Source organism: Microvirga pudoricolor, from assembly GCF_016892705.1.
Classification (GTDB): Bacteria; Pseudomonadota; Alphaproteobacteria; order Rhizobiales; family Beijerinckiaceae; genus Microvirga; species Microvirga pudoricolor.
This window is the reverse complement of sequence record NZ_JAFEMB010000010.1, coordinates 1-23,956: the sequence shown is the minus strand read 5'-3', so window position 1 is coordinate 23,956 and position 23,956 is coordinate 1. Positions and strand designations below refer to the sequence as shown.

At 60.2% G+C, this 23,956-nt stretch carries 23 protein-coding genes; 15 read left to right on the top strand and 8 right to left on the bottom strand.

Annotated features, from left to right (window positions below):
• Positions 1-350 precede the first annotated feature (350 nt).
• The 3 genes from ILT42_RS21830 (at position 351) to ILT42_RS21820 (ending at position 4,967) form a co-directional block, all read left to right on the top strand.
• Positions 351-701 carry a HigA family addiction module antitoxin gene (locus tag ILT42_RS21830; protein WP_204218125.1) on the top strand — a complete coding sequence of 117 codons (351 nt, stop codon included), beginning with the start codon at positions 351-353 and terminating at the stop codon, positions 699-701.
• Complete coding sequence (locus tag ILT42_RS21825; protein WP_204218124.1) at positions 691-2,187, top strand: ATPase domain-containing protein; 1,497 nt, start codon at positions 691-693, stop codon at positions 2,185-2,187. Before ILT42_RS21830 ends, ILT42_RS21825 begins: the two co-directional genes overlap by 11 nt.
• Positions 2,188-2,318: 131 nt before the next feature.
• Positions 2,319-4,967: a PAS domain S-box protein gene (locus ILT42_RS21820; protein ID WP_204218123.1), complete on the top strand. Its 2,649-nt coding sequence runs from the start codon at positions 2,319-2,321 to the stop codon at positions 4,965-4,967.
• 190 nt (positions 4,968-5,157) lie between these two features.
• Here the strand turns inward: ILT42_RS21820 and ILT42_RS21815 are convergent, their stop codons facing one another.
• The 5 genes from ILT42_RS21815 to ILT42_RS21795 all read right to left on the bottom strand — a co-directional run bounded on the left by ILT42_RS21815 (position 5,158) and on the right by ILT42_RS21795 (position 8,132).
• Positions 5,158-5,646: a nuclear transport factor 2 family protein gene (locus tag ILT42_RS21815; RefSeq protein WP_204218122.1), complete on the bottom strand. Its 489-nt coding sequence runs from the start codon at positions 5,644-5,646 to the stop codon at positions 5,158-5,160.
• Between the two features lie 77 nt (positions 5,647-5,723).
• The gene (locus tag ILT42_RS21810; RefSeq protein ID WP_204218121.1) at positions 5,724-6,527 is read right to left on the bottom strand and encodes an SDR family oxidoreductase; all 804 of its coding nucleotides are present in this window, start codon (positions 6,525-6,527) and stop codon (positions 5,724-5,726) included.
• A gap of 39 nt (positions 6,528-6,566) precedes the next feature.
• Positions 6,567-6,962, bottom strand: a complete 396-nt coding sequence (locus tag ILT42_RS21805; RefSeq protein ID WP_204218120.1) for a GlcG/HbpS family heme-binding protein — start codon at positions 6,960-6,962, stop codon at positions 6,567-6,569.
• A gap of 10 nt (positions 6,963-6,972) precedes the next feature.
• Positions 6,973-7,674, bottom strand: a complete 702-nt coding sequence (locus tag ILT42_RS21800) for an SDR family oxidoreductase (RefSeq protein WP_204218119.1) — start codon at positions 7,672-7,674, stop codon at positions 6,973-6,975.
• The gene (locus ILT42_RS21795) at positions 7,671-8,132 is read right to left on the bottom strand and encodes a VOC family protein (protein ID WP_204218118.1); all 462 of its coding nucleotides are present in this window, start codon (positions 8,130-8,132) and stop codon (positions 7,671-7,673) included. Before ILT42_RS21795 ends, ILT42_RS21800 begins: the two co-directional genes overlap by 4 nt.
• Before the next feature lie 123 nt (positions 8,133-8,255).
• Between ILT42_RS21795 and ILT42_RS21790 the strand changes: the two genes are divergently transcribed.
• The gene (locus ILT42_RS21790; protein WP_204218117.1) at positions 8,256-9,140 is read left to right on the top strand and encodes a LysR substrate-binding domain-containing protein; all 885 of its coding nucleotides are present in this window, start codon (positions 8,256-8,258) and stop codon (positions 9,138-9,140) included.
• A gap of 169 nt (positions 9,141-9,309) precedes the next feature.
• Here ILT42_RS21790 and ILT42_RS21785 read toward each other — a convergent pair whose 3' ends face one another.
• Together ILT42_RS21785 and ILT42_RS21780 are read right to left on the bottom strand one after the other, a co-directional pair.
• Positions 9,310-10,920 carry an amidohydrolase gene (locus ILT42_RS21785; protein ID WP_204218116.1) on the bottom strand — a complete coding sequence of 537 codons (1,611 nt, stop codon included), beginning with the start codon at positions 10,918-10,920 and terminating at the stop codon, positions 9,310-9,312.
• A gap of 329 nt (positions 10,921-11,249) precedes the next feature.
• Positions 11,250-12,002 (bottom strand): SDR family NAD(P)-dependent oxidoreductase, encoded by a 753-nt coding sequence (locus ILT42_RS21780; protein ID WP_204218115.1) that lies wholly within the window; start codon positions 12,000-12,002, stop codon positions 11,250-11,252.
• Between the two features lie 108 nt (positions 12,003-12,110).
• Between ILT42_RS21780 and ILT42_RS21775 the strand changes: the two genes are divergently transcribed.
• Positions 12,111-13,019 (top strand): LysR substrate-binding domain-containing protein, encoded by a 909-nt coding sequence (locus tag ILT42_RS21775; RefSeq protein ID WP_204218114.1) that lies wholly within the window; start codon positions 12,111-12,113, stop codon positions 13,017-13,019.
• A 203-nt stretch (positions 13,020-13,222) separates the two neighbouring features.
• Here the strand turns inward: ILT42_RS21775 and ILT42_RS21770 are convergent, their stop codons facing one another.
• The gene (locus ILT42_RS21770) at positions 13,223-14,032 is read right to left on the bottom strand and encodes an IclR family transcriptional regulator (protein ID WP_204218113.1); all 810 of its coding nucleotides are present in this window, start codon (positions 14,030-14,032) and stop codon (positions 13,223-13,225) included.
• 178 nt (positions 14,033-14,210) lie between these two features.
• On the opposite strand from ILT42_RS21770, the gene ILT42_RS21765 reads away from it, so the two are divergent.
• The 10 genes from ILT42_RS21765 to ILT42_RS21720 all read left to right on the top strand — a co-directional run bounded on the left by ILT42_RS21765 (position 14,211) and on the right by ILT42_RS21720 (position 23,715).
• Positions 14,211-15,224, top strand: a complete 1,014-nt coding sequence (locus ILT42_RS21765; protein ID WP_204218112.1) for a TRAP transporter substrate-binding protein — start codon at positions 14,211-14,213, stop codon at positions 15,222-15,224.
• Positions 15,225-15,233: 9 nt separating this feature from the next.
• The gene (locus ILT42_RS21760; protein ID WP_204218111.1) at positions 15,234-15,917 is read left to right on the top strand and encodes a DUF4286 family protein; all 684 of its coding nucleotides are present in this window, start codon (positions 15,234-15,236) and stop codon (positions 15,915-15,917) included.
• Between the two features lie 40 nt (positions 15,918-15,957).
• Complete coding sequence (locus ILT42_RS21755; RefSeq protein WP_204218110.1) at positions 15,958-16,461, top strand: TRAP transporter small permease; 504 nt, start codon at positions 15,958-15,960, stop codon at positions 16,459-16,461.
• Positions 16,458-17,735, top strand: a complete 1,278-nt coding sequence (locus tag ILT42_RS21750; protein WP_204218109.1) for a TRAP transporter large permease subunit — start codon at positions 16,458-16,460, stop codon at positions 17,733-17,735. Before ILT42_RS21755 ends, ILT42_RS21750 begins: the two co-directional genes overlap by 4 nt.
• A gap of 386 nt (positions 17,736-18,121) precedes the next feature.
• Complete coding sequence (locus ILT42_RS21745) at positions 18,122-18,676, top strand: NAD(P)H-dependent oxidoreductase (protein ID WP_204218108.1); 555 nt, start codon at positions 18,122-18,124, stop codon at positions 18,674-18,676.
• A 35-nt stretch (positions 18,677-18,711) separates the two neighbouring features.
• Complete coding sequence (locus ILT42_RS21740) at positions 18,712-19,731, top strand: ABC transporter substrate-binding protein (RefSeq protein WP_204218107.1); 1,020 nt, start codon at positions 18,712-18,714, stop codon at positions 19,729-19,731.
• Between the two features lie 45 nt (positions 19,732-19,776).
• The gene (locus tag ILT42_RS21735; protein WP_204218106.1) at positions 19,777-21,147 is read left to right on the top strand and encodes an NtaA/DmoA family FMN-dependent monooxygenase; all 1,371 of its coding nucleotides are present in this window, start codon (positions 19,777-19,779) and stop codon (positions 21,145-21,147) included.
• A gap of 9 nt (positions 21,148-21,156) precedes the next feature.
• Positions 21,157-22,026, top strand: a complete 870-nt coding sequence (locus ILT42_RS21730) for a sulfurtransferase (protein ID WP_204218105.1) — start codon at positions 21,157-21,159, stop codon at positions 22,024-22,026.
• A gap of 181 nt (positions 22,027-22,207) precedes the next feature.
• On the top strand, positions 22,208-22,891 hold the full coding sequence (locus tag ILT42_RS21725) for an ABC transporter permease (RefSeq protein WP_204218104.1): 684 nt from the start codon (positions 22,208-22,210) through the stop codon (positions 22,889-22,891).
• Positions 22,891-23,715: an ABC transporter ATP-binding protein gene (locus ILT42_RS21720; RefSeq protein ID WP_204218103.1), complete on the top strand. Its 825-nt coding sequence runs from the start codon at positions 22,891-22,893 to the stop codon at positions 23,713-23,715. The genes ILT42_RS21725 and ILT42_RS21720 overlap by 1 nt, the downstream gene beginning before the upstream one ends.
• The last annotated feature ends 241 nt before the right edge of the window (positions 23,716-23,956 follow it).

Here is a 23,956-nt window from a genome sequence, read left to right as displayed (position 1 = left end):
GCAAATGCATTGTCTCTTCTCTCTCCTCACAGAGCGATTCCGCAGGCTTTGACATGACGCGCCGCGCCTCAGCTTTCCGTCGATGGGAGGCCTAACGGGGGCGAGAGGACCGAGGTCAAGGACGTGGCGCGCGAAGCGTCCCCGTTCTCGTCAACCGAGGAGATGGCGGCCGCCCTTCCTCCGGGGCCAGCGAGGAATCCTTCCAGTTTAAGCCCCGGCCCGGGGTGCCGACCGAAATCTTGGCCGAGGCCTGAGTTCGGCTTGGCCGCTGAACGGGATCGGGGGGCGGCCCTTGCTTTTCGCACCCTGTCGCCCATAACGCTACAGTCGGCTGAGCCCAAGGTAAGCGCATGACCCCTTCTCGAGACGCGCTTCTAGCGCCGCCGCCCCATCCGGGGAGGCTCCTGCGCGATCAGGTCCTTCCTGGTCTCAGTCTGTCGATCAGCCAAGCTGCCCGCGAGCTCCGCATCGCGCGTCAGACTCTTCATCGTGTTCTGGCCGGCACGGCCTCGGTCAGTCCCGAAATGGCTGCTCGCTTGGCGAGGCTGTCGGGTACGAACCCTCACGTTTGGCTCGATCTGCAGCAACAGCACGACCTCTGGTATGCCGAACAGGCGCTGGCTGGGGTGCTGGGACTTATTCCCGCCCATACCCTGCCGGCACCTCTTCAGGCCGAGATTGGACTTCGCCATGGCCGCTGAGCCCCAACATCCGCCAAAAGCACGGACCGGGATCGTAGGACTGGACGACATTCTCATCGGGGGCCTATCGCCCGGCCACGTTTACCTGCTGGAAGGCTCCCCCGGCACCGGCAAGACCACCATCGCCCTTCAGTTCCTGCTCGAAGGAGCCAAAGCCGGCGAGGTTGGCCTCTACATCACCATGTCGGAGACTGAGCGCGAGTTGCGCGATGGAGCTGCCTCGCATGGCTGGGAGATCGGCGATGGAGTTCATGTGTTCGAACTCGTGCCGCCCGAGAACCTTCTCGACGACGAGCACCAGCAGAGCCTGCTCTACTCGTCGGATCTCGAGCTCGGTGAGACCACCAAAGCCGTATTCCAAGCCATCGACCGAAGCCAGCCGGCCAGGATCGTGATCGACAGCCTATCCGAAATTCGGCTGCTGGCTCAAAGCTCTCTCCGCTACAGGCGCCAGATTCTGGCGATGAAGCACTACTTCGCGCAGCGCGGCGCGACTGTGCTGATGCTGGATGACCTGACCACAGACAGCAACGACAAGACCGTTCATAGCCTCGCCCATGGTGTGGTGCGTTTGGAGGAACTCACCCCAAGCTATGGCTCCGAGCGGCGCCGCCTTCGGGTCATCAAATACCGGGGGCAATCGTTCCGCGGCGGATTTCACGACTTCATCATCGCCAAAGGCGGTGTTCAGGTGTTTCCGCGGTTGGTCTCCGGCGAGCATCGAACCGGCTTTGCCCGCCATGTGCTCACCAGCGGCATCGGGGAGCTGGATGCTCTCCTGGGCGGCGGCATCGAACAGGGCTCCAGCACGCTTGTCATGGGGCCGGCGGGATCGGGAAAGTCCCTTCTGACCGTCCAATTCGCGGTCTCCGCCGCAGCTCGGGGCGAGAAAGCGGCGTTGTTCATCTTCGACGAGGAGCTTAGCCTCCTCATAGATCGCGCCAAACTGATTGGCATCGACCTCGACGCGCTTCGCGCCAGTGGCAATTTGTTCATCGAGCAGGTCGATGCGGCTGAGCTGTCTCCCGGAGAGTTTGCACACAAAGTGCGGTCAAGGGTCGATCACAGCGGTGTCAAGACCGTCGTGATCGACGGCCTGAACGGCTACCAGTCGGCAATGCCGGAGGAAAACTTCCTGATCCTCCACATCCATGAGCTGTTGCAGTATTTGAACCGGCAAGGCGCTTCGACGTTCCTGACGCTGGCGCAGCATGGACTTGTTGGCGACATGAAGTCTCCGGTCGACGTCACTTATCTCGCCGACACCATCATTCTGCTACGCTACTTCGAAGCCTTCGGTCAGGTGCGCCGAGCGATCTCGATCATTAAGAAGCGCTTTGGGGAGCATGAGAACACGATCCGCGAAATCCGGATCGACAGCAGAGGCCTCGCCATCGGGGAGCCTTTGGAGGGCTTCCAAGGGATCCTTCGCGGCACGCCCGTCCTAGCCGATGGCGATCGGACCCGGCTGCTTAAAGACCGCTGAGCATGAGCGACCCCTCCCGATCCGGTTCCGAAAGAGCGCTCGTTCTCGCACCGCACGGGCGGGATGCGACTGTTGCGACACACATTCTACACGCTGCAGGCTTTGAGGCCGAAGGATGTGTCGACCTTCCAATGTTGGTACGCGAGATCGAACGGGGTGTGGGCTTCGTACTGGTGACCGACGAGGCCTTTCGCACTGCAGACCTGAAGCACCTCTCCCGTTGGATCGACCAGCAACCGCCATGGTCTGATCTGGCGTTCATCGTTCTGACGATGCGAGGCGGCGGCATTGAGCGCAATCCAACCGCCAGACGCTTTCTCGACGTACTCGGAAATGTGTCTTTCCTGGAGCGCCCTTTCCATCCAACCACTCTCGTCAGCCTTGCCGATACAGCGCTGCGCGCGCGGCGGCGACAATATGAGGCCCGCGCACGCCTCGAGGCCTTGCGCGAGAGTGAAGCACGTTACCGAACCCTGTTCGAGAACATCGACGAAGGGTTCGCCATCATCGAGTTTCTCGATGGACCCCATGGTCCCGCAAGCGACTATATCCATGTCGAAGCGAACCCCGCCTATGCCATACACGCTGGAATCCAGAACGTGGTGGGGCAGAAGGTTCGTGAGATGGTACCAGACGAGGCCGAGGCCTGGGTGGCTCTCTACCGCCGCGTTCTGGAGACGGGTGAACCCACGCGGTTCGAGCGGGAGCTCGTCGCCACTCAACGCTATCTTGAGTTGGCAGCTTTTCGGGTCGAGCCCGCCAGCCGTCGTCAGGTCGCAGTAGTATTTCGGGACGTCACAGCACGCAAGCAGGCCGAATTGGCCCTGCGCGCGAGCGAGGCCAGCTTGCGCGCGCTCAATGCAGATCTCGAACGAGAGGTGGAAGAGCGCACGCGTCAGCGGAGCCGCACCTGGCAGGTAAGTCCCGATCTCCTAGGCGTCGCAAGTCCCAAAGGTTACTTCACGAGTTCCAATCCGGCCTGGGAGCAAACGCTTGGATGGACTCAGGACGAGATCGCCCGGATACCACTCAGGGAAATGCTTCACCCAGACGATGTCGGGCCGACAAACGCCGCTTTCGACAAGCTCAGGCACGGAGAACCGGTTTTGCGGTTCGAGAACCGCTACCGTGCGAAAGACGGAACATATCGCTGGATCTCCTGGGTCGCCGTTCCCGAGGGTGAGGAGATCTACTGCAGCGGGCGCAACGTGACAGTGGAAAAGGAGCAGGCGGTCGAACTCGCTGAGCGTCAGGCCGAGCTCGACCGTCTCTGGACCTTGTCCGAAGACATGCTGGCACGCGCCGATTACCAGGGCATGATGTCGGCGGTCAGTCCAGCTTGGACTCGCGTTTTGGGATGGACCGAGACGGAGCTTCTGGCGCGGCCATATGCGACATTCATGCATCCGGACGATATGCCCCCGACCCTGGCGGCGCTGGCTCGCATGAGCGAAGTCGGTCAACCGACGCGGTTTGAAAACCGCATTGCGACCCAAGACGGCGGCTGGAAGCCCATCGAGTGGACGGTTGCGCCTGAGGCCGACGGTATCAACTTCATTGCCGTGGGCCGCGATCTCAGCGTAATGAAAGCGCGGGAGAAAGAACTCGCCGTGGCGCAGGAGGCATTGCGGCAATCGCAGAAGTTGGAAGCAGTGGGTCAGTTGACCGGTGGCGTCGCCCACGACTTCAACAATCTTCTCACGATCATCAAGAGTTCCACCGACTTCCTGCGCCGCCCCGATCTGCCCGAGGAGCGAAGGCGACGCTATGTGGATGCGATCTCGGATACGGTAGACAGAGCGTCGAAGCTGACCGGACAGCTCCTCGCATTTGCGCGTCGGCAAGCGTTGAAGCCTGAGGTGTTCGATGTGTCCAAACGTGTGGAAGTCGTCACCGACATGCTGCGCACCGTCGTGGGTTCGCGGATCCAGATCGTCACAGAGCTCGCCCTTGGGGATTGTTTCGTCCAGGCGGATGTGAGTCAGTTCGAGACAGCCTTGGTGAACATGACTGTGAACGCGCGAGATGCCATGGATGGCGAGGGCCAGTTAACTGTAGCGGTCCGCAGCATCCCTGTGCTGCCTCCTTTGAGAGGTCATGCCGGCAGCGTGGGACCTTTCGTGGCGCTGTCCGTTAGTGATACGGGAGCGGGCATCCCGGCTGAGAAGCTATCCCAGATCTTCGAGCCCTTTTTCACCACCAAGGAGGTCGGGAAGGGAACAGGTCTTGGTTTGTCGCAGGTCTATGGCTTCGTCAAGCAATCAGGTGGCGACGTTGCGGTTGTGAGCGAGGTGGGCCAGGGTGCCACGTTCACGATCTATCTGCCGCAGGTCGAAAAGGTCTCAGAAGAACGCAGCACGACTTTCAACGAGACGGCGGCGTCGGCGGAGGGGCAGGGTCGGCGGGTGCTCGTCGTCGAAGACAACATTGAGGTAGGGCGATTCTCTACGCAACTCCTCCAAGATCTCGGTTATGTTACAACTTGGGCCGCGAATGCGCGCGAGGCGCTCGAGCTCTTGAGCAAGTTGGACGACTTCGATGCGGTATTTTCGGATGTCGTGATGCCTGGCATGAGCGGCGTGGAACTTGGCGAGGAGATTCGACGCCGGTATCCTGGCCTGCCCGTGATCCTCACGTCCGGTTATAGCCATGTACTGGCAGAAGAAGGCCGGCACGGCTTCGAACTCCTGCATAAGCCCTATGCGGCCGATGAGTTGGCCCGGGTCCTGCGCCGCGCCATACGCCATTCTGGCGGGCTTGCTTCTTCAGCCTTAAGGTGAAGGATGACTGGGGACCCGAGTGGCCGAGTCCTCAATGGGCTGTTCGATTAAGTCCCTCAGGAACGATGCATCTACACCCGAGGGTCTAGAAATTGCTGGGGGTTGACGGCAACCTCGGCAATACCTTCAGGATGAACAGGAGACTCTACTCCGTCTCCCCGCTCATCGAAAGACTTAGCCGCAGTTGAGATCATTTGGTCGCGGGAGTGACCCGGCGCCAGAAATCGTCGAAGGCTAGGGCATCGAAGAATGCGTGAGCTTCCACAATCCGTTCGTCCCGTAAACGCAGGAACCACGCATATGTATTGACATAGGGCTGTCCGTCGCGTGCGGTGCCGCTGGCGTCGAAGAGAGCGACGACTGTGTCTCCGTCTGCATAAAGGTGATGAACTCTCGGCGACAATGGCTGGGACATCCGCGCGTTGAAGGGGCGGATCACCTCACTTAGGAAGGCCTCTCGACTCGGATAGGTCTTTGCTGCCAGGGAATTGCCCGTGATGGTCCACCGTGCATCTTCGGCCAAGAGATCATAGGGCCCGCCGGTCCCGTTTCGCCAAGCTTCGAAGGCCTGGGCGATGACGGCTTTGTTGCGTGTCTCTGTGGTATCGGCTTGTGCCATGGTGGATATTCCGGTGATGAGCGTGAGGGCGAGACTGGCTGCAATCAGTGCGGCGCGCATGATGATCTCCCAGGAGATGGAATAAGTGGTGCGATCTCCGTTCCGCTTAGGGAAGAGATTGCGCAGTCGTTGGAGGTCTAGATGCGTCTGTCCCAAGCCTGGAGTTGGTGCTGCCTGAGCATGTCCTCGATTGTCTTCGGTACCACGTTGCGGAACTTGCCGTCATCGGACGGAACGATCTCGATCATCCGGTTGATCATGTCCTGCGGGTCCATGCGGCCTTCCGGGGTGGCGAAAAAGTCGTCGAAGCTTTTGCGCAGGTCTGCACGCTTGGTGACGTGCTTCGTATCGTCAAGCCAGCGAAATGGATTGTCCGCCATGGTTTCGTTGTATCCCGTGTAGTAGGCTCCCGGATTGATCGTCTGCACCTTGATGCCGTGGGCCAACAACTCCTGCTGTAAAGCCTCGGCGATGGACTCGAGAGCGTGCTTGGTGGACACGTAGGTCCCCCAATTGGCTGGTGTGAAGAGACCGCCCATGGACGAAGTGAATACGACCTTGCCCTTCTTGCCCTCCGAAACCCAACGGCGCACGACGCCTTGCGTCAGTTCCAGAGGCAGGAAGACGTTGACTTCGAAGTTCCTGCGCACGAGATCGACGGGAATTTCCCAGACGGGGCCAGCCTCGCCCATGCCCGCGTTGTTCCAGAGTACATCGAAGTCCCATCGCTGGGCCTGGCCAATATCGTAGGGGTCGGTCAGGTCGAGACGCTCGACCCGGACGTTCCTGAGCCCAAGCTTGGCGGCCTCTTCCCGCAAGGGTGTCACCTGTGACGACACCTGCGTGGTGGCAATGATGGTGAGACCGTTCTGCGCCATGCCAATGGCGGCGGCTTTTCCGAAGCCCGAGCCTGCACCCGTGATGAGGATGGTCTTGGTCATTTGGCTGATCCTTCTAGTTGGATTGAAGAGGCAAGGTGGTTAAACGGCCTCTGCAGCGGCCCTGGCGATATCGGCATCCTGTGCGGGAGTGCCGCCCGATACGCCGACCGCGCCAATGAGCGTGCCGTCGGAGGAGGTGAGTGGGATACCGCCCGGAAAGGGCATCAAGCCGCTGTTGCTGCGCTCCAGACCCGGGGCCGGGGCTCCGGGTTTGCAGTAGTCCCATACGGCTTCGCTGGTGACCCCGAACAGGGCCGAGGTTCGAGCTTTTCCTTGAGCAAGGTCGATGGAGCCGAGGACGGCACCGTCCATACGAACGAAAGCCTTGAGGTGAGCCCCTTCATCGAGGATGGCGATATTGGCTCGCACCCCGAGCTCGGTGGCCTTTTTCAAGCCGGCCGTGATGACGGCCTGGGCAGCCTTTGACGTTATCATACCTATCCTCCTAAACCTCCCTTGAGGCGGCCCGAGCGCTTCCGGGGAGCACTTTGGACAATGGGACCGTCGGGTAGGCCCGCTCCCAGCCAGTCTCTGGATCAGTGGCAAGAGCCCACATCACCTCCGCGACCTCGGCGGCTTCAGCCGAGCCTGGGTGCACGAGAGTGGCGACCGTGGCCATGCGGAGGCGAATGCCGCGGGTCTTCAACGGAGATGCGAGGCCCTCGACCACATTGCGCAAGGCCGCTTTGCCGAGGCCGAGGCTGGCATAATCGGGCTGCGGCTCCAGTGCGAGACCGCCACCGGTCACCAAGATGGTCCCGCCCTGGTCCTCGAAAAGTCCGACCGCGGCGCGGATCGTGTGCAAAGCCCCGGCGACATTGACGGCAAGGTCAGCCTCGATCTCTGCATCGCTCATGCTGAAAAGATCTTGGCGGCGGACGTTGGCGGCGTTGTAGAGCACTGTCGTCAAACCCCCGGACATGCGATCGGCTGTCCGCACCCCGGCTCGGAGCGCTAGAGGGTTCGTGGCGTCAATCACTAATCCATGTGCGGCCACGCCATTGCCGACGAGACGGGCGACCAGAGGGTCGATGGTTCGAGGGCTGCGACTGGCGACAGTCACGGTCCAACCTGAGCGACCGAACCGCAATGCGGTCGCCTCCCCGATGCCAGGACCGGCACCGACGATGAGGAGGCTCCCGCTCATGGCAGGATCTCGGCCAATTCGATGAGGTTGCCGAACGGATCGTGGAAGAATGCCAGCTTGCGGCTGATGGCTTCCAGCACGAACGGCTCGCTGACGATGGTCACGCCACGCTCGCGCAGTTTCAGGATGGTGTCGTCGACATTGTTCACGTTGAGGCAAAAATGGTGATAGCCCGCATACTTCAGGCTGTCGCCGAGATCCGTGTAGGGTCGAACCTCAGTGGGGCTAGGTTCACCGCCACCCAGAACTTCGACGTAAAAGTGGTCGTCGTTTGGCGGCGCAAGGTAGGCGAGTTGCTCATCGGCATAAGTCCACTCGGCCACTACGCGGAAGTCGAGCTTGTTTACGTAGAATGCCTTAGCGTTTGCGAGGCTAGGGGTGCGGACCGCGACATGGTGACCGCGCATATCCGCGAACGTCGAGGCGGTGTTGCGGGGCGGCGCAATGAAATCCGGCATCAGATATCTCCTCTCTTGACCGGCTCGGCCTTAAGCCCAGCCGGCTTGGGAGAAAAGTTGCGCCTTTTGGAGATCTTCGTTTAGATTGAAAATCGTCCAATGAATGATGAGTTTATTTCATCAATGAGAGCGACCGACCTTTCAGAACTTGCCGCCTTTGACGCCGTCGCGCGGCACAAGAGCTTTCGGCGGGCTGGAGAAGAGCGGGGGGTCACGGCCTCTGCCATCAGTCATGCTGTCAGCAATTTGGAGGCACGGGTCGGCATTCGCCTTCTGAACCGCACCACCCGCAGCGTGTCGCTGACGGATGCCGGAGCCATGCTGCTGTCGCGCCTTTCGCCAGCCTTCGGCGACATCGGCTCGGCCATGGACGGGCTCAATCAGTTCCGCAACACGCCCTTCGGAAAGGTACGGATCAACGCTCCCACGTCCATCGCACCCTTCGTGCTCGGCCCTATCCTGGGGGACTTGATGCGTGCGAACCCCAATCTCGAGTTGGAGGTCGTCACGACCGACCGGCTGGTGGATATCGTCGAGGACGGATTCGACGCGGGCATTCGCTTGGGCGAAAGTCTGCGAGAGGGCATGACGGCGGTGCGCATCCGTCCGCGTCTACGCCTCGCGGTGGTCGGCTCTCCAAACTACTTTGACGTTGCACCAGAACCGAAGACGCCGGCCGATCTCAGGGCTCACAGGTGTTTCCAGAACCTCTACCCGTCGGGTGTGCGATACCCATGGTATTTCGAGAAGGAAGGCCGTTCGATGGAATTTCAGCCGACGGGCCTCTTCTCTTCGGACGATCACGATCTTCTGGTTCAGGCTGCCTTGTCGGGCATGGGTCTAGCCTACGTTTGGGAGGACAGGGCTGAGGCCCATATTCGGGATGGACGTCTGATCCGCTGCCTCGACGAGTGGAGTCCGCCCGAGGATTGGCTCTACCTGTATTACCCGACGCGCAAGTATATCTCTGCCGGTCTGCGCGCGGTGATCGAAACCATGCGCGCATGATCCCAGCCGGTATGACCCCACCATGAATTCAGGCGAAGACGCTGTTTGTCCAAACGGGATCTCGGCCTCGAAGCGAGAACCTGCCCTCCAACGATCCGCTTCGACGTGGCCGGAGCTTGCACTGGGGCAGACACACTTCCGCCCCAGCGCCTTCAATATCGAGAGAGGCTCAGTTCTTCGGTTTCTCCAGCACCGGAAACTTGATGCCGAGCTGATCGAGGTAAGTCGCGTATTTCGTCGGGTCATAATAATATTTTTTCATTTCCGGCCGATACGTGGCCATGATGTCGGCGTTGATCTGGACCTGAGGCTTGTCCGCGGCCGTGATCATCGGGACATATTTCTGCTTTTTCTGCTGCTCGTTGGTGAAATACGCCTTCGCCTGCGCCAATAATTCCGGCTTCAGCAGGAGGTCGATTGACGTCATCGCAATCACTTTTGAGCCAGCTACGACACCTTTATGGGCGATCGGCGTTGCCATCGACATGGCGTTGGCCCAGTGATGGCCCGGCAGATTGGGGATGTTGGCCGGATAGTTCAGGGTAATCGTCGGCACCGTCCACGAGATGTCGCCGATGTCATCGGACCCCCCGCTCTCCGGCTTGTCGAGCGGCGGCTCAAGTTTTCTCAGTTCTGTTGCCAGACCGTCCTCCTTGCCCTTCGACGTTTTCTGAACGGCCTTCGCAAAGGCTTGTTCGTCGCCCGTCCATTGCGGCAGCCCGACCTGCTGGATGTTCACATAGGCCGCTTCGGCCATCGGCTTGTTGAAGTGCCGAGGCGCAGCCGTGCCGATGATCCGGCGGCTGACGGTCGTATCGGTCATTTTCGCTGCCGCCTCCGAGATCGTGTTGGCGATATCGAAGTTCTTGCGGATGTTCTCGAAATCCTGTTCGCGGATGAAGTACCAGACCGTTGCCGTCGACGGCACGACGTTGGGCTGGTCGCCGCCGTCCGAAATGACATAGTGCGATCGCTGCTCGGGCCTCAGGTGCTCCCGGCGCATGTTCCAGCCGATGTTCATGAGTTCCACGCCGTCAAGCGCGCTGCGCCCACGCCAGGGCGCCGAGGCGGAGTGAGCGGACTCGCCTGAGAACGTGTACTCCACGGAGACGAGGCCCGTACCGTTGGACTGCCCCCATGAGGTTTGGAGGTTGTTGCCGACATGGGTGAACAGAACGGCATCCACACCGTTGAACACACCATCTCGTACCATGTAGGCCTTGCCGCCGAGAAGCTCCTCCGCGACACCTGGCCAGAGCATGATGGTACCGGGAATGTTCTCCTTCTCCATCAGCTCCTTGAGAGCGAGGGCCGCTACGACGTTCAGGGCCTGTCCTGAATTATGCCCCTCGCCATGGCCAGGCGCACCCTCGATCATGGGCTCGTGATAGGCGACGCCGGGTTTCTGGGAGGCCTTTGGAATACAGTCGATGTCGCTGCCGAGCGCGATGACGGGGCCACCTGATCCCCATTTGGCGACCCAGCCGGTTGGCAGGCCGGAAACACCCCGCTGCACGGTAAAGCCGTTCTTTTCCAGGATATCGGTGATGTACTTGGATGTCTCGAATTCCTGGAAGGCAAGTTCCCCGAAGCTGAAGATGGAGTCGTTCATCTCCTGCGCGAGCTTGGCGCGGGACTCGACACCCTCGATGGCGCGCTTCTTCAGGTCCGCGATCCGCTCGATGGTGGCTGCATCCGTTGCTGGTGCCTGCGCGAATGCGGGGGCGGCGGTTGAGAGAAGGGCGGCGAGAGCGAAGCTGGGCAGTAGACCGTGTTTCAAGTGAGTCTCCCGGGTCATGGACCGGCGCCGATTCGTCGAGCGGCGCGTTCGTATCCGAGCAGATCCTAACCTCCAGGACTACATGCACTGCAGCGAAGGCCACTCCTGATGGAATTCATAGCTCACTTCGGAACAAAAGCATTCTCGGCTGACGACCACCCGAGTTGCCCAATCCCTGACGGCACGTACCCCATGGCATCCTGCCCTCGAGCGGGACGGCCAATCGCATCGCTCCAGACCGGCGGATGTTTCGATACAGTGTTTGTACATTTTCGTTTTTGGAGGCGTTGAGGCGAGGGCCCCGCGGGATCCATAGCTTGCCCGGCCGGTCAGATCTGGGCCTGCCCCCCATCGACGAAAAGCTCGACACCGTTCACGAAACCGGCGTCTTCCGATGCCAGGAACAGAACCGCCTTGGCAATCTCTTCAGGCTGCCCGATCCGGCCCAGTGGAATTTGGCTTGTGAGAACGTCCTTCGTGCTTTGTGCCTGATCTCCGCCGCCAAAGAGTTCGTTCAACCCAGCCGTCTCGGTGAGGCCGGGGCTAACGGCGTTCACTCGGATGCGGCGATCCTTGAGGTCCAGGATCCAGTTGCGGGCAAAGCTGCGCACGGCCGCCTTGGTCGCCGAGTAAACGCTGAAAGCGGGCGTGCCGGAGAGGCTTGTGGTCGAGGAGGTCAGTACCACCGCTCCACCGTCCTTGAGGATGGGCAAAGCCTTCTGAACTGTGAAGAGCACTCCCTTCACGTTGGTGTCGAAGGTGCGCTCGTAATGTTCCGCGGTGATCAACCCGAGCGGTGCGAAGTCGCCGCCCCCTGCATTCGCGAAGACGACATCGATCTGGGCGTGCCGCTGTTGCACCGCATCGTAGAGACGGTCGATATCGGCTAGTTGGCTCATGTCGGCTTGGACGCCCGTCACCCGGCCGCCAATCTGTCCGACGGCGGCATCGAGCGCCTCCTGGCGCCGGCCCGTGATGAACACAGAGGCGCCCTCGGCCGAGAAGGCCTTGGCTGTGGCGAGGCCGATCCCGCTCGTGCCGCCCGTGATCACGACAACCTTGTTGATGAACCTATCGCTCATTGTCTGTCTCCTTGTCGGCAGCTTTTCGCTGTCGAGTTGAGACATGACAATGGAACGCTGATGCGTGTAGACGGCATTTGTGACACATTGCGTTCTATGAGAGGAACGATGGTGCATCCCGATCTCAACGACTATGTTTATTTCGCTGAGGTGGTTACCCATGGGGGCTTCTCCGCGGCGAGCCGAGCGCTTCGGCAGCCCAAGTCCAAGCTCAGCCGTCGAATCGCGGAGTTGGAGCGCCGGCTGGGTGTGAGGCTGATCGAGCGATCGAGCCGCCGGTTCCGGGTGACAGATGTCGGTCAGGCTTTCTATGAGCGCTGCCGCATCCTGCTTTTGGAAGCCGAGCAGGCGGAGGCCCTCGTAGCCGAGGCGAAGACCGAACCCTATGGCCGGATTCGCATGAGCTGTCCGACCGGCCTCGTCGAGGTGATCTCCGGTACGCTTCGGGCATTCCTGGCGCGGTATCCGAGGGTCCAGCTCCAGCTGCTCGCCGTTGACCGAGCCGTAGATCTGATCGAGGAGCGAATCGACATCGCATTGCGTGTACGGACTGACCTGACGAGCGATGCGGCCCTGACCATGCGCTCCTTGGGCACTTCCAAGCGCATTCTGGTTGCCAGTCCGCAACTGGCGAGCCGATTAGGGGACGATGTCGCCTCCCTAGACGATGCTCCGACCTTGAGTACCAGCGATAGTGTGACAATGGTCGATTGGACGCTCGAACGACACGATGGCACGCTGCACACGGTGCGCCATGAACCTCGTATCGCGTGCGGTGATTTTGCCTTCGTGCGCGATGCCGCGGTCAGCGGGTTGGGCGTCGCGCTTCTGCCAGATCATACATGCGCGGACGACCTCGCGGCTGGCCGCCTCGTGCATGTTCTGCCCGAGTGGGATGGTCGTCAAGGTATCATCCATCTTGTGTTCACCACCCGGCGCGGCTTACCACCAGCCGTACGCGCGCTCATAGATTGCCTCGCGGCAGGCTTCCCGCAATATCGTGTAGGCCGTGAGTAGATTGTTCAGGGCCTGCCCGGAAGGCTGTGGATCCGACCGACGCTAGAACTGGAATGTCGGATGAGGGCGCGTTTCGGAGACAAAAGGTTTTCTTGCCGGTAGGGTACCGACTTTTCGGCAGGCCCGAAATCGCTCGACACGATCGGCCGGGTAGGGATTGAAAGGGAGAGCATGACCCATGTCGCCCCTCACGCTATCCGCGTTCAATCGAGCCTGTTTCCCCATGTTCCCTGGTTGGCGGCCTTCAGCAAGGGTGACGCGCTTCCGGCTTGTGCCAGTTCCGACGCCGCCTCTAGCAAAGGCGCTCCAAACTGAAGCATGCGGGTCTCGGTCAGGCGCATGGAGGGACCTGCGATGACGATCACACCTTGCGCATCCTCACCAGATTGTCGGATCGGCGCGGCCATCGAACTCATCCCGGGCGCATAGACGTCCTGGAGCATGCTGTATCCGCGCTCGCGAGCCTCCTGGAGCATGGCAAGCAGGGCCTTGATCGTGATGGGCGCCCTCGGCCCAAAGTGCGAAGGCTGTCCGAAACCCTGTCGTGCAACGGCCTCCAGGGCCTGCTCCTCCGATAGGGTCATCAGCCACGCATGCCCGGCCGCGCTGCAAGACAGGCGAAGGTCGATACCCATGTCGGGGTCATAGAGAAGACCTGATCGCGCGCCTTGCGCCTTCGCCACGAGAGTCAGCCGCTCCCCATCGACAATGGCCAACCGAACCAACTCCTCGGTGGTACGCGCCAAGCGATCGATGATGGGCTGCGCGATGTCCACGACCCCGGATTTGCTGAGGTAACTCAATCCCAACGAGGCGAGTTTGGTGGTGAGAGCGTAATCGCCCTTTAACGGAAGCGCTCGCACGTAGCCGTAGCGGGTCAATTCCTGGAGCGTGCGATGACAGCCGCTACGAAGTTGACCCAGATCGTCCGCAATGGCGGCCAGGGCCGCACCGTCCGGGCGCGAGGACAAGTATTCCAGAATCGCTAGTGATTTCTCGAGAGAACCGCTCATTCCTCAATCCGATTTAGATCCAGACATATACCTATCATACAAACTCGTCAATTATTTGAATGATGTTCAACTTATTTACGACCTTCAGGATATGTGGACCATTTAGAAAAACGTTGTTATGAAGACGTATCGAAAATGACATGAGGCGCCAAGCGCGTCCTGCACTCCGGGAGGAACCATGAAAGTCACTTCGCTTAGCCGGCGAGCGCTCGGTCTATTGACCGGTGTCGCCTTGCTCACTGCAGCCGTCGGGGCGCAGGCCCAGGATCGAACGCTCAAGTTTGCCTTCAGCTTGGCGAAAGACCACCCCATCGGCATCGGGGCCCAGAAATTCGCGGATCTCGTTGCCGCCAAGAGCGGAGGAAAGCTCAAGGTCAACCTGTTCCCAAACGCGGTTCTGGGAAGCGACCCGCAGAACCTCTCGGCCGTTCGTGGCGGGACGTTGGACTTCACCATCATGGCCACAGGCCTACTCGCAGGCCTGAACAAGGAATTCATGGTCTTCGATTTCCCGTTCCTGTTCCGAGATTTCAAGGAAGCGTACGCCTTGAGCGACGGACCAATCGCGAAGTCTCTCCTTGCGAAATTGGACAGCCAGGGCGTCGTCGGCCTCGGGATCTGGGATCTCGGCTTCAGGAACATCACCAACAGCAAACGCCCGATCGCCAAACCCGAGGATCTCGTCGGATTGAAGCTGAGAGTCATTGCGTCGCCGATCTACATCGAGACCTTCAAGGCGCTTGGCGCCAACCCGGTCCCGATGACGTTCGGTGAAGTCTATGGTGCGCTCGAATCCCGCGCCATCGATGGTCAGGACAACCCTGTTGCTGTTATCGAGTCGGCAAAGTTCGCGGAGGTCCAGAAGTACCTTTCCTTGACCCGGCACCTGTATACGGGGATGCCGCTGATGATGAGCAAGAAAACCTGGGATGCTCTCTCCGCGGAGGAACGATCCGTCATTCAGGCCGCAGCCGATGAGGCGAAAGTCGAAGAACGTCAGGCTCTCCAAAGCCAGGAAGCCGGAGCCATCGACCGCCTTCGCAAAGTGATGCAGGTCAATGAAGTCGCTCCTGACGAGTTGGAGCGAATGAAAGAAAAAGTTCGCCCCGTGGTCGAAAAGTTTTCTTCCGAGGTTGGTGAAGCGCTCTCAAAACAGGTGAGCGATGAACTGGCACGCCTTCGCGCGAACTGAGGTCTTGCAATGCCGCTGCTCGGATCCGCTGCCCTCGCCATGTGGTGGGATATCGCTCCGTCCATCAGGACAGAGTTCGAGGATTGGCACTCCCACGAGCACTTTCCCGAACGCATGAGCATCCCGGGCTTCCGTCGCGGCTCGCGCTGGGCTGACAGGAAAGGAGGGGAGGGTTTCTTCGTGCTCTATGAGCTGGACGACCACGCCACTCTTGCGTCGCCGGTCTATGTGTCCCGCCTGAACGACCCAACTCCATGGTCGACCCGAATGATGCCGCATCATCGCAACATGGTGCGCAGCCAGTGCCGTGTGCTCGAAAGCTTCGGTGGCGGCATCGGACGCTGCATGCTCACTATACGTCTCTCACCGGTTCCTTCGAGAGACGAGGCTCTTCGTGAAGCACTCAGGGAAGCGCTGCGAGAACTGCCCCGGCATCCGGGGGTCACCGGATGCCATCTCCTACGAAACGAGGCTCCGAAAGTTGCCGAAACGACGGAGCAGCGTATCAGGGGAGGGGACGCGGCTGCAGATTGGATGATCCTTGTGTCGGGCTATGACGCAGATGCTCTCGAACGCATCGAGGCCATCGGTCTTGGGCCGGAGGCATTGACCGCGAGCGGTGCGCAGGGAAACAGGGTCTCGTCGATCTATCGCCTCTCATACAGCTTGGCCGCACACGACTTGGCTGCCTAACGACCGATCCGGAGAAAGGTCAAGCGACGCGATGACCCGAATGCTTTCCGCCTATTGCAAGGGAATCGAGATGATCACCATCGCCTTGCTCGGCTTGATGGTGGTCCTCGTCTTCGGCAACGTCGTCCTGCGATACCTTTTCAATTCCGGTATCACCGAAACGGAGGAGCTATCCCGCTGGATGTTCGTGTGGGTGACGTTTCTTGGAAGCGTCGTTGCGCTCTATCGCCGTGGCCATCTCGGAACCGAATTCCTCGTGGGGCGGCTGGGTGTTCGAGGGCGGAAGGCCTGCCTTGCCATCGGCTACGGCCTGATGCTGCTTGTGTGCTGGCTTCTATTCGACGGCGCCCTGGAGCAAACCCGGCTCAATTGGGACGTGACGGCGCCCTCAAGCGGCCTTTCTCTCGGTTGGTTCTACTCGGCGGGCGTGGCCTTCTCGGTCTCCGCGGCTGCCATCCTGGGTACTGAACTGGTTCGGCTTTTGACCGGACGCGCCGACGAGGGTGACTTGATCATCATCCAGGAATCCGAGGATCGCGCATGACGATCGCGATTTTCCTGGGCTCGCTCATCGGCGCCATGGCTCTTGGCATCCCGATCGCCTTCGCGTTGCTCGTGTGTGGTGCGGCGCTGATGTGGCATCTCGACATGTTCGACGCTCAGATCCTAGCCGAAAACGTAATCCACGGAGCCGACAGCTACCCGCTTCTGGCGGTGCCGTTCTTCCTGCTGGCCGGAGAAGTCATGAACGCCGGCGGCCTGTCGCGCCGCATCGTCAATCTGGCCCTGATAGCGTTCGGCCACGTGCGTGGCGGGCTCGGCTACGTCACCATCTTCGCCGCTCTTCTTTTGGCGGCTCTGTCGGGTTCGGCGGTTGCCGACGCCGCAGCCTTGTCGGCGCTCCTCTTGCCGATGATGGCGGCCGCAGGCTACGACAAGGCGCGCTCGGCGGGACTGATCGCCTCGGCCAGCATCATCGCCCCTGTCGTTCCGCCGAGCATCGGTTATGTCGTCTTCGGTGTCGCAGCCAACGTGTCGATCTCACGGCTGTTCATGGCCGGCATCGTACCGGGCATCATGCTGGCGGCGACGCTTTGCGCGACTTGGTGGTGGATCTCTCGGAACGAGACATTCGCTCGCCCTCCGCGTCGATCCCTGCGGGATCTGCTTACAGCCATCCGAGAGGCCACATGGGCCCTCGTCCTGCCCGTCATCATCATCGTCGGGCTGAAGATGGGCGTCTTTACTCCAACCGAAGCGGGCGTGGTCGCAGCCGTCTATGCTCTGCTCATTTCGACCCTGGTCTATCGTGAGTTGAAGATCGCCGATCTTTATGGGGTCTTTGCGAGAGCAGTCCAGACAAGTGCGATCGTCATGTTTCTGGTAGCGGCGGCGGCCGTCAGCGCATGGCTGATCACGGTCGCGAACATCCCGGGCGAGGTCGTCGTCCTGCTCGAACCGCTGATCGACTCACCAACCTTGATGATGATGGCAATCATGGTTCTGGTGATGATTGTCGGCACGGCTCTGGATCTAACACCCTCGATCTTGATTCTTACCCCCGTCCTCATGCCGCTCGTGAAAGCGGCAGGCATCGATCCGGTCTATTTCGGGGTTCTGTTCATGATCAACAATGCGATCGGGCTCATCACGCCTCCGGTGGGCGTGGTGCTCAACACGGTGGCGGGTGTTGGAAAAATCAGCATGGATGCCGTGACGAAAGGGGTCATCCCGTTCATGGCTGCTGAGTTCGCCGTCATGTTCGTGATGGTCGTGTTTCCTGATCTGGTGATGATTCCCGCCCGCTGGTTCTATTGAGCCGTCCTCGAATTTCCCACGCTACCGAGGTCCGACCTAGACCAACCATGGCCCCTCAAATGCAGGGGAAAGCACGACTGTGACTGACGAAACAGGCCCGACCCGCGGCTGTTGCACCCATCCAGAAAAGAGAGCGATCCGGATTTGAACAGCATGCTCGACTGGCGATCGGTATCGCTGCGGCATCCGAAAGTCTGCAGATCAAAGGATGGAGAGAATCGCGACAACGCTTGTAACGATCTTTCGAAAGGCAATATTTTCTCCCGGACCTCATTTGGTTCGGGGATTTCATCTATCATCGCTCCGTTCTTTATAAAGAACTTACTATTGCATCGTTCGCCGTTTTAACGAACCATAATGACTGCATTTCAGTGTGCAGGGTGCTCATGTCGAAGATTGTCGCGGTCGTCGGAAGTCCTTCATTTCAGTCACGCACTAGGAGCCTTGTCGTTCATGTTCAGGAACGCGTCGCCCATCGCGTCTCAGGAGAGGCGAGCATCGTTGACATTGCGGAACTGCTGTCCGGCCTGATCGCTCGCTCGCGCGATGATGTCTCTCTGGATGTCACGCAAGCATTGCTGTCCGTCGAGCGGGCGGATCTCCTTCTTGTCGGCACTCCCGTGTACAAAGGATCGTATACCGGCCTCTTCAAGCACTTTATCGATCTCATCGACTACAAGGCCCTGAGCGGCATTCCGGTAGGACTTCTCGCGACCGGCGGATCCGACCGTCACGCGTTGGTTATCGAGCATCAGCTTCGCCCGCTGTTCGGATTTTTCAACGCCCATACCCTGCCAACGGGTGTCTTCGTTCCTGATAAAGCATTCATTGATGGCCGCATTCAAGACCAAGCCATCCAGGGTCGTCTCACGACCCTTGTCAACGAGGCAGTCTCTGCCTTGCAGGCACGAGCGTCAACTGTCGGCCATCAGGCCGCCTGATCTGCAGATCATTCATCCATGCGCGGAGCCGTCCGATGACGAAATCCTTCTCTACCGTCTTCACTTCTTGGTCTGGCGTCGCGGATGCACGCCCACTGCACCGGACCGGGGCTTTCGGGGCCGTGCTGATGGCTACCGTGCTGCTGTCCTCCAGCGTGCAGGCCCAGACAAGGGTTCTGTTCGGCACCGCGGGCAATCTCGGCGATGCGTCGCTGGCAATTCATGTCGCGATCGAGCGCGGGTACTACAAGGAAAGCGGTATCGAGGCAGAGGTTGTGGATTTCAAAGGCGGGGCGCCAGCGGTACAGGCCTTGGTCGGCAACGGCATCCAGTACTGCATTTGCGCTCCGGAGCACGTGGTGCGTCTGCGTGATCGCGGGATCGATGGCGTTGTGGCTTTCGCGTTCGACACGAAGCACACCTACGCTCTTTTGACGCGCAAGGATTCACCCATCAAATCCTTCGAGGAGTTGAAGGGGCAGCGCGTTGGCATCACTTCATCCGGCAGCCTCACCGAAAATTTGATCGGCCTCCAAGCGAAACGTTCGGGTCTCGATGCCAAGAAGGACCTGGAACTTGTTGGTGCTGGTGTCGGCGCAGCCCAGAAAGCCGCTCTTGATACCGGACGGATCGCAGCCGGCATGTTTGGGACCATCAACGCATTGCAACTCGGTCATGAGGATTATCGGGTTGTTTTCGACTGGCGAACCCAGACCATCCCGTCCTTGGGGCTGCTCGCCCGTGAAAAATGGTTGAACGATAACAAGGACGCCGCGCGGGCTGTGGCGCAGGCAACGCTGAAGGCCCAGCGCCTTCTTCTCGACAACCGTGACATCGCCGTTGCGGGACTTCGCAAGCTTTATCCGGAACTCGACGCTAAAGTCATCGACGAGGTCGCCGACAGCTTGCCCAATCGCCTGAGCCGGGACGGTCTCTATACCTCTGACGCCTGGGAGCAGTTGCAGAAGGATCTCGTTGAGTTGGAGCCGCAGCTCAGACGTGTCGACTTCAAGGTCGGCAATCCCGACACATTTCTTAAGAAGGCTGGATCGTAACTCCCATCGGCCAGCTGCCCTTTCATCATTACCAGTGTTGAGATCATGAGCGAAAACCGCAAACACATCCGCCTCGGCTTCTCCATTTGGGCCACCGGATACCATCCGGCAGGCTGGCGCTTGCCGGAGGCCCGTGTCGACGGCACCTTCGACCCACGCTTTCTGACGAGGATGGCGCAGCTCTCAGAGCGTGGGAAACTGGACTTCTTTTTCATCGGAGACCGAGTCGTCGGTCTCCCTGAAACGCAGGCGGAGCACCCCAATCTCGTCCTGCGCCCTGAAGCGCTCACCCTCGCAAGTTACGTGGCCGCCGTAACGAAAAAGATTGGTATCGTCACGACCGTCAACACCACCTATTCGGATCCCTTCAATGTTGCCCGCGCGACCGCGACGGCGGATCACCTCAGCGGCGGACGCCTTGCCTTCAACATCGTGACGGGCCGGGATCCAGAGGCCGCGGCGAATTTTGGCCGCTCGGAGCATTGGGGCACGGACCACCGTTTTGATAACGCTGTTGAATACATCGAGATCGTCAAACGTCTCTGGGATAGCTGGGAGGACGATGCTCTTGTAGGCGATAAAGCATCTGGTCTTTTCATCAACCCTGAAGCGGTCCATCGCATCAACTACAAAGGCGACCACTATTCCGTCGCGGGTCCGCTTAACATCGCCAGGCCACCGCAGGGACAGATTCCGCTTCTCACCGCAGGAGCTTCCGAACGGTCCAAGGATTTTGGAGCGCGATTTGCCGACGTCCGCTTCGGGACTGCTTTACATTTGGAGCCCGCGAAAGCTTATTATGCCGACATCAAGGGCCGCCTGGCTGCATATGGGAGAAATCCGGACGATCAGTCCCTCGTAACGGGGATCGCCGTCTATGTCGGACACACGGCCCGAGAAGCGCACGACAAGTATCGCGAAATTCAGGACCTGACGGTTACGAACTACGATCTTGGGCCTTTGTCCGGTGCTCTCGGGATTGATCTGACAGCCTATCGCCTCGATACACCGGTCTCAGACATAGAGGAACTGGCCAGCCCCAGCACGACTGCCCGTCGGATCATCGATCAGGCTAAAGGCAGCTTCGGAACGGACCGCGTCACCCTTCGCGACGTCTTCCTGTACTTCCGCCGTAGCGGAGGCGGTGCGGAAATTGTCGGTGATGCCAAGGCTATCGCAGACCGGTTCGAGGAATGGTTCCAGGAGCGAGCCGCCGACGGATTCATCCTGTTCCCTCCGTACCTTCCCGGGACGGCGGAGCTCTTCGTCGAGTTGGTCATTCCGGAGCTTCAGCGGCGCGGGCTGTTCCGAACCGAGTACGAGGGCAAGACCTTCCGCGATCACTTTGGCCTGACGCGCCCGGCCAACCTGTATGCTCAGGCCCGAAGCCGCCAGAACTCGTCCGAAGCAGCGTGAGGGCGTACCATGAACACGCTCACTTCGCATGCTACTCGAACGTCCGTTCTCATCTCCACGACCGAGCTCGAAGCTGTTTCCAAGAGCAAGCATCTCGTGCTGTTGGATATTCGTTTCCGACCCGACAGTCCCGATGGACGTCCGGCTTATCTCGCAGGGCATATCCCAGGTGCGGTCTATGTCGATCTGCCGACCGAACTGGCGGGAGCGTCGAGAGGGCTTAGCGGCCGCCGGCCCTTGCCGGACATCTCCGACCTGCAACGCGATGCCCGCCAATGGGGGGTCAACCCGGATTCCACGGTCGTCGTCTACGATGACAATCGCGGCCTCCAGGCGGCCCGAGCTTGGTGGGTTCTGCGCTGGGCCGGTCTGACCGACGTACGCCTTCTCGATGGTGGCCTTGCCGCCTGGAAGGAGGCCGGGGGAATCGTCACCCGCGATGTGCCGCAGCCGACGCCTGGAGACGTCGTCCTCGCCGGAGGCCACCTGCCTGTCCTCGATGCGGATGCGGCTGCCTCCCTTGCACGCTCGTCCATTCTTCTGGACGCGCGGGGTGCGGAAGCTTACCTCGGTCGTCCACGCGAAGCCGGGAAGGAACCGGAGGGGCATATCCCCGGTGCCATCAGCGCACCAACCACGGAGAATCTCGACGCAGCGGGCCTGCTGACAGATCCCAGCCTGCTTCGGAAGCGCTTCGCCGCGCTCGGCATCGACGGGCAGCGGACGGTCGGGGTTTACTGTGGGGGAGGCGTCGCGGCGGCCCATCAGGTGCTGGCGCTGGCGAGCTTAGGGATCGAGGCAGCTCTGTTCCCAGGCTCTTGGTCTGCCTGGAGCGCCGATCCGTCGCGTCCCGTCGCGACCGGGGCGAGCCCTGGCTGAGCGACCCCATGTGCTTGAAGTGGAGATCCAAGTGGTAGCACTGACGCAAAGCCCCTCTACCCCGGCCGGCACTGAACGAACAGGTTCCGACGCAGCAAAGGGAGCGCGGCGACCCGAACTCTCCTGGCGGCTCGTCAGGGATAGGCTCATTACGCTTGCGGTCATTCTCACAGTATGGGAAATGCTCGGCCAGTTCGCCGTCGACCCCATCTGGATCAGCCGTCCCTCTCTCATCGCAGAGCGCCTCTGGAGCCTGACGCTGGAGGGTGAACTCTGGCGGAACACGCAACGGACTCTCGTCGAAGCATCCCTCGGTCTGGCGCTTGCCTTCACGGTGGGTGTTCCCATCGGCATTGCCATGGCGCGCTACAAATATGCCAATGCCGTAGCCGAGCCATTCATCATGAGCCTTTACAGTCTGCCGCGCGTGGCTCTTGCGCCGCTCTTCATCATCTGGTTCGGCATCGATCTCTTCTCCAAGGTGATGATGGCGTTTTCGACGGTCCTCTTCATCTTCATGCTCAACGTTCATGAGGGCCTCAAGACAATGGACCGCGACCTTATCGACCTGTTCCGGACCATGCGGGCCTCAAGGGCCTATATGACACGAAAAGTTCTGCTTCCGTGGATCGTGCCGTGGATCATTGCGTCCTTGCGGATCGGCGTAGGATTGTCGCTTGTGGGCGCCGTGGTCGGCGAGCTCCTGGGAGCGAGCGCCGGGCTGGGATGGTACATTGAGAAGTCGGCCGGTCGGCTTGACACGACGGGCGTCTTTGTCGGCTTGGTCATGCTCACGGTACTGGCCACAATCGGAAATATTCTTGTCGCTCGCCTCGAGGCGCGGTTCTCCGGATGGAGGCCCTGATGACGAAACCGGTCAATCCGCAAAAACTCGATGGCCACGCCAGTTCAGGTCACGATGTTCCAAAAATTTCCCTTCGTAACCTCAGTGTGACCTATCCATCGGGCGATGGCACGCCTGTCAAAGTTGTTCAGGATGTGAGCCTAGATGTCTCTCCGGGGCAGTTCGTATCGATCGTTGGCCCGAGCGGATGCGGAAAGTCGACTCTACTGCGCGTCCTGTCGGGCTTGCTTGAACCTGCAAGCGGCACCGCTCTCGTCGATGGAAATCCCGTCACACATGCCAAAGACCGCGTCGGCTTCATGTTTCAACGAGACACGCTCCTGCCTTGGGCGAGCGCCGAGGAAAATATTCTTGTCGGCGCCGAGCTTGCCCGAATCCCGCCTCAGTATATCGCCGAACGGGTGAAGAGCCTGATCGGATTCCTGCGACTGGCGGGTTTTGAGAAGAACCTGCCGCATCAATTGTCTGGCGGCATGCGCCAGCGCGTCGCTCTTGGCCGACTCTTAGCATACGAGCCGGAGATTTTCTTGATGGACGAGCCGTTCGGGGCTCTCGATTCTCAAACGAAGAGCGCCATGGGTAGAGAGCTGCTCCGGATCTGGACGGAGCACCGCCGATCGGTGTTGTTCGTCACGCACGACATTGAGGAGGCAGTGACACTGTCTGACCGGGTCGTCGTTTTGTCCGCTCGTCCCGGCCGGGTCAAGCTTGATGTCAACGTCGACTTCGAGCGACCGCGCGATCCGAAGGTTCTGCGCAAGGACATCAGGTTTATTGAGATGGTCGATCGGATTTGGTCAGCTCTCGATCTCCAGCCCATTTAAGTTTCTGGACGACCGCATGTCTTTGGCCGGCAGACTTGCCAGCCAGTTGCGGTCCATCCTTACTGGGCTGTCGTGATGCCCATTGTTGTCGACGATCGCGCTAGGTTTGCCGATGCCGGCATCAATGCTTCGCGTTCTCGTCTCAATCCTCGACAAACACGGTATCCCGTCCTTTTCGGATGGTTGGGAGGAGGGCGAGGACGAGGAGGATGATGGCGACGATGAGCAGTCCGGCGCTGAC

What these genes read in the sequence shown, in the direction of transcription:
- ILT42_RS21720 (WP_204218103.1), top strand. Translation starts at nt 22,891, where the DNA reads ATGACGAAACCGGTCAATCCGCAAAAACTCGATGGCCACGCCAGTTCA.
- ILT42_RS21815 (WP_204218122.1), bottom strand. Translation starts at nt 5,646, where the DNA reads ATGCGCGCCGCACTGATTGCAGCCAGTCTCGCCCTCACGCTCATCACC.
- ILT42_RS21745 (WP_204218108.1), top strand. Translation starts at nt 18,122, where the DNA reads ATGTCGAAGATTGTCGCGGTCGTCGGAAGTCCTTCATTTCAGTCACGC.
- ILT42_RS21770 (WP_204218113.1), bottom strand. Translation starts at nt 14,032, where the DNA reads ATGAGCGGTTCTCTCGAGAAATCACTAGCGATTCTGGAATACTTGTCC.
- ILT42_RS21795 (WP_204218118.1), bottom strand. Translation starts at nt 8,132, where the DNA reads ATGCCGGATTTCATTGCGCCGCCCCGCAACACCGCCTCGACGTTCGCG.
- ILT42_RS21750 (WP_204218109.1), top strand. Translation starts at nt 16,458, where the DNA reads ATGACGATCGCGATTTTCCTGGGCTCGCTCATCGGCGCCATGGCTCTT.
- ILT42_RS21790 (WP_204218117.1), top strand. Translation starts at nt 8,256, where the DNA reads ATGAGAGCGACCGACCTTTCAGAACTTGCCGCCTTTGACGCCGTCGCG.
- ILT42_RS21755 (WP_204218110.1), top strand. Translation starts at nt 15,958, where the DNA reads ATGCTTTCCGCCTATTGCAAGGGAATCGAGATGATCACCATCGCCTTG.
- ILT42_RS21760 (WP_204218111.1), top strand. Translation starts at nt 15,234, where the DNA reads ATGCCGCTGCTCGGATCCGCTGCCCTCGCCATGTGGTGGGATATCGCT.
- ILT42_RS21725 (WP_204218104.1), top strand. Translation starts at nt 22,208, where the DNA reads ATGCTCGGCCAGTTCGCCGTCGACCCCATCTGGATCAGCCGTCCCTCT.
- ILT42_RS21730 (WP_204218105.1), top strand. Translation starts at nt 21,157, where the DNA reads ATGAACACGCTCACTTCGCATGCTACTCGAACGTCCGTTCTCATCTCC.
- ILT42_RS21825 (WP_204218124.1), top strand. Translation starts at nt 691, where the DNA reads ATGGCCGCTGAGCCCCAACATCCGCCAAAAGCACGGACCGGGATCGTA.
- ILT42_RS21810 (WP_204218121.1), bottom strand. Translation starts at nt 6,527, where the DNA reads ATGACCAAGACCATCCTCATCACGGGTGCAGGCTCGGGCTTCGGAAAA.
- ILT42_RS21820 (WP_204218123.1), top strand. Translation starts at nt 2,319, where the DNA reads ATGTTGGTACGCGAGATCGAACGGGGTGTGGGCTTCGTACTGGTGACC.
- ILT42_RS21775 (WP_204218114.1), top strand. Translation starts at nt 12,111, where the DNA reads ATGGTGCATCCCGATCTCAACGACTATGTTTATTTCGCTGAGGTGGTT.
- ILT42_RS21800 (WP_204218119.1), bottom strand. Translation starts at nt 7,674, where the DNA reads ATGAGCGGGAGCCTCCTCATCGTCGGTGCCGGTCCTGGCATCGGGGAG.
- ILT42_RS21780 (WP_204218115.1), bottom strand. Translation starts at nt 12,002, where the DNA reads ATGAGCGATAGGTTCATCAACAAGGTTGTCGTGATCACGGGCGGCACG.
- ILT42_RS21805 (WP_204218120.1), bottom strand. Translation starts at nt 6,962, where the DNA reads ATGATAACGTCAAAGGCTGCCCAGGCCGTCATCACGGCCGGCTTGAAA.
- ILT42_RS21740 (WP_204218107.1), top strand. Translation starts at nt 18,712, where the DNA reads ATGACGAAATCCTTCTCTACCGTCTTCACTTCTTGGTCTGGCGTCGCG.
- ILT42_RS21765 (WP_204218112.1), top strand. Translation starts at nt 14,211, where the DNA reads ATGAAAGTCACTTCGCTTAGCCGGCGAGCGCTCGGTCTATTGACCGGT.
- ILT42_RS21735 (WP_204218106.1), top strand. Translation starts at nt 19,777, where the DNA reads ATGAGCGAAAACCGCAAACACATCCGCCTCGGCTTCTCCATTTGGGCC.
- ILT42_RS21830 (WP_204218125.1), top strand. Translation starts at nt 351, where the DNA reads ATGACCCCTTCTCGAGACGCGCTTCTAGCGCCGCCGCCCCATCCGGGG.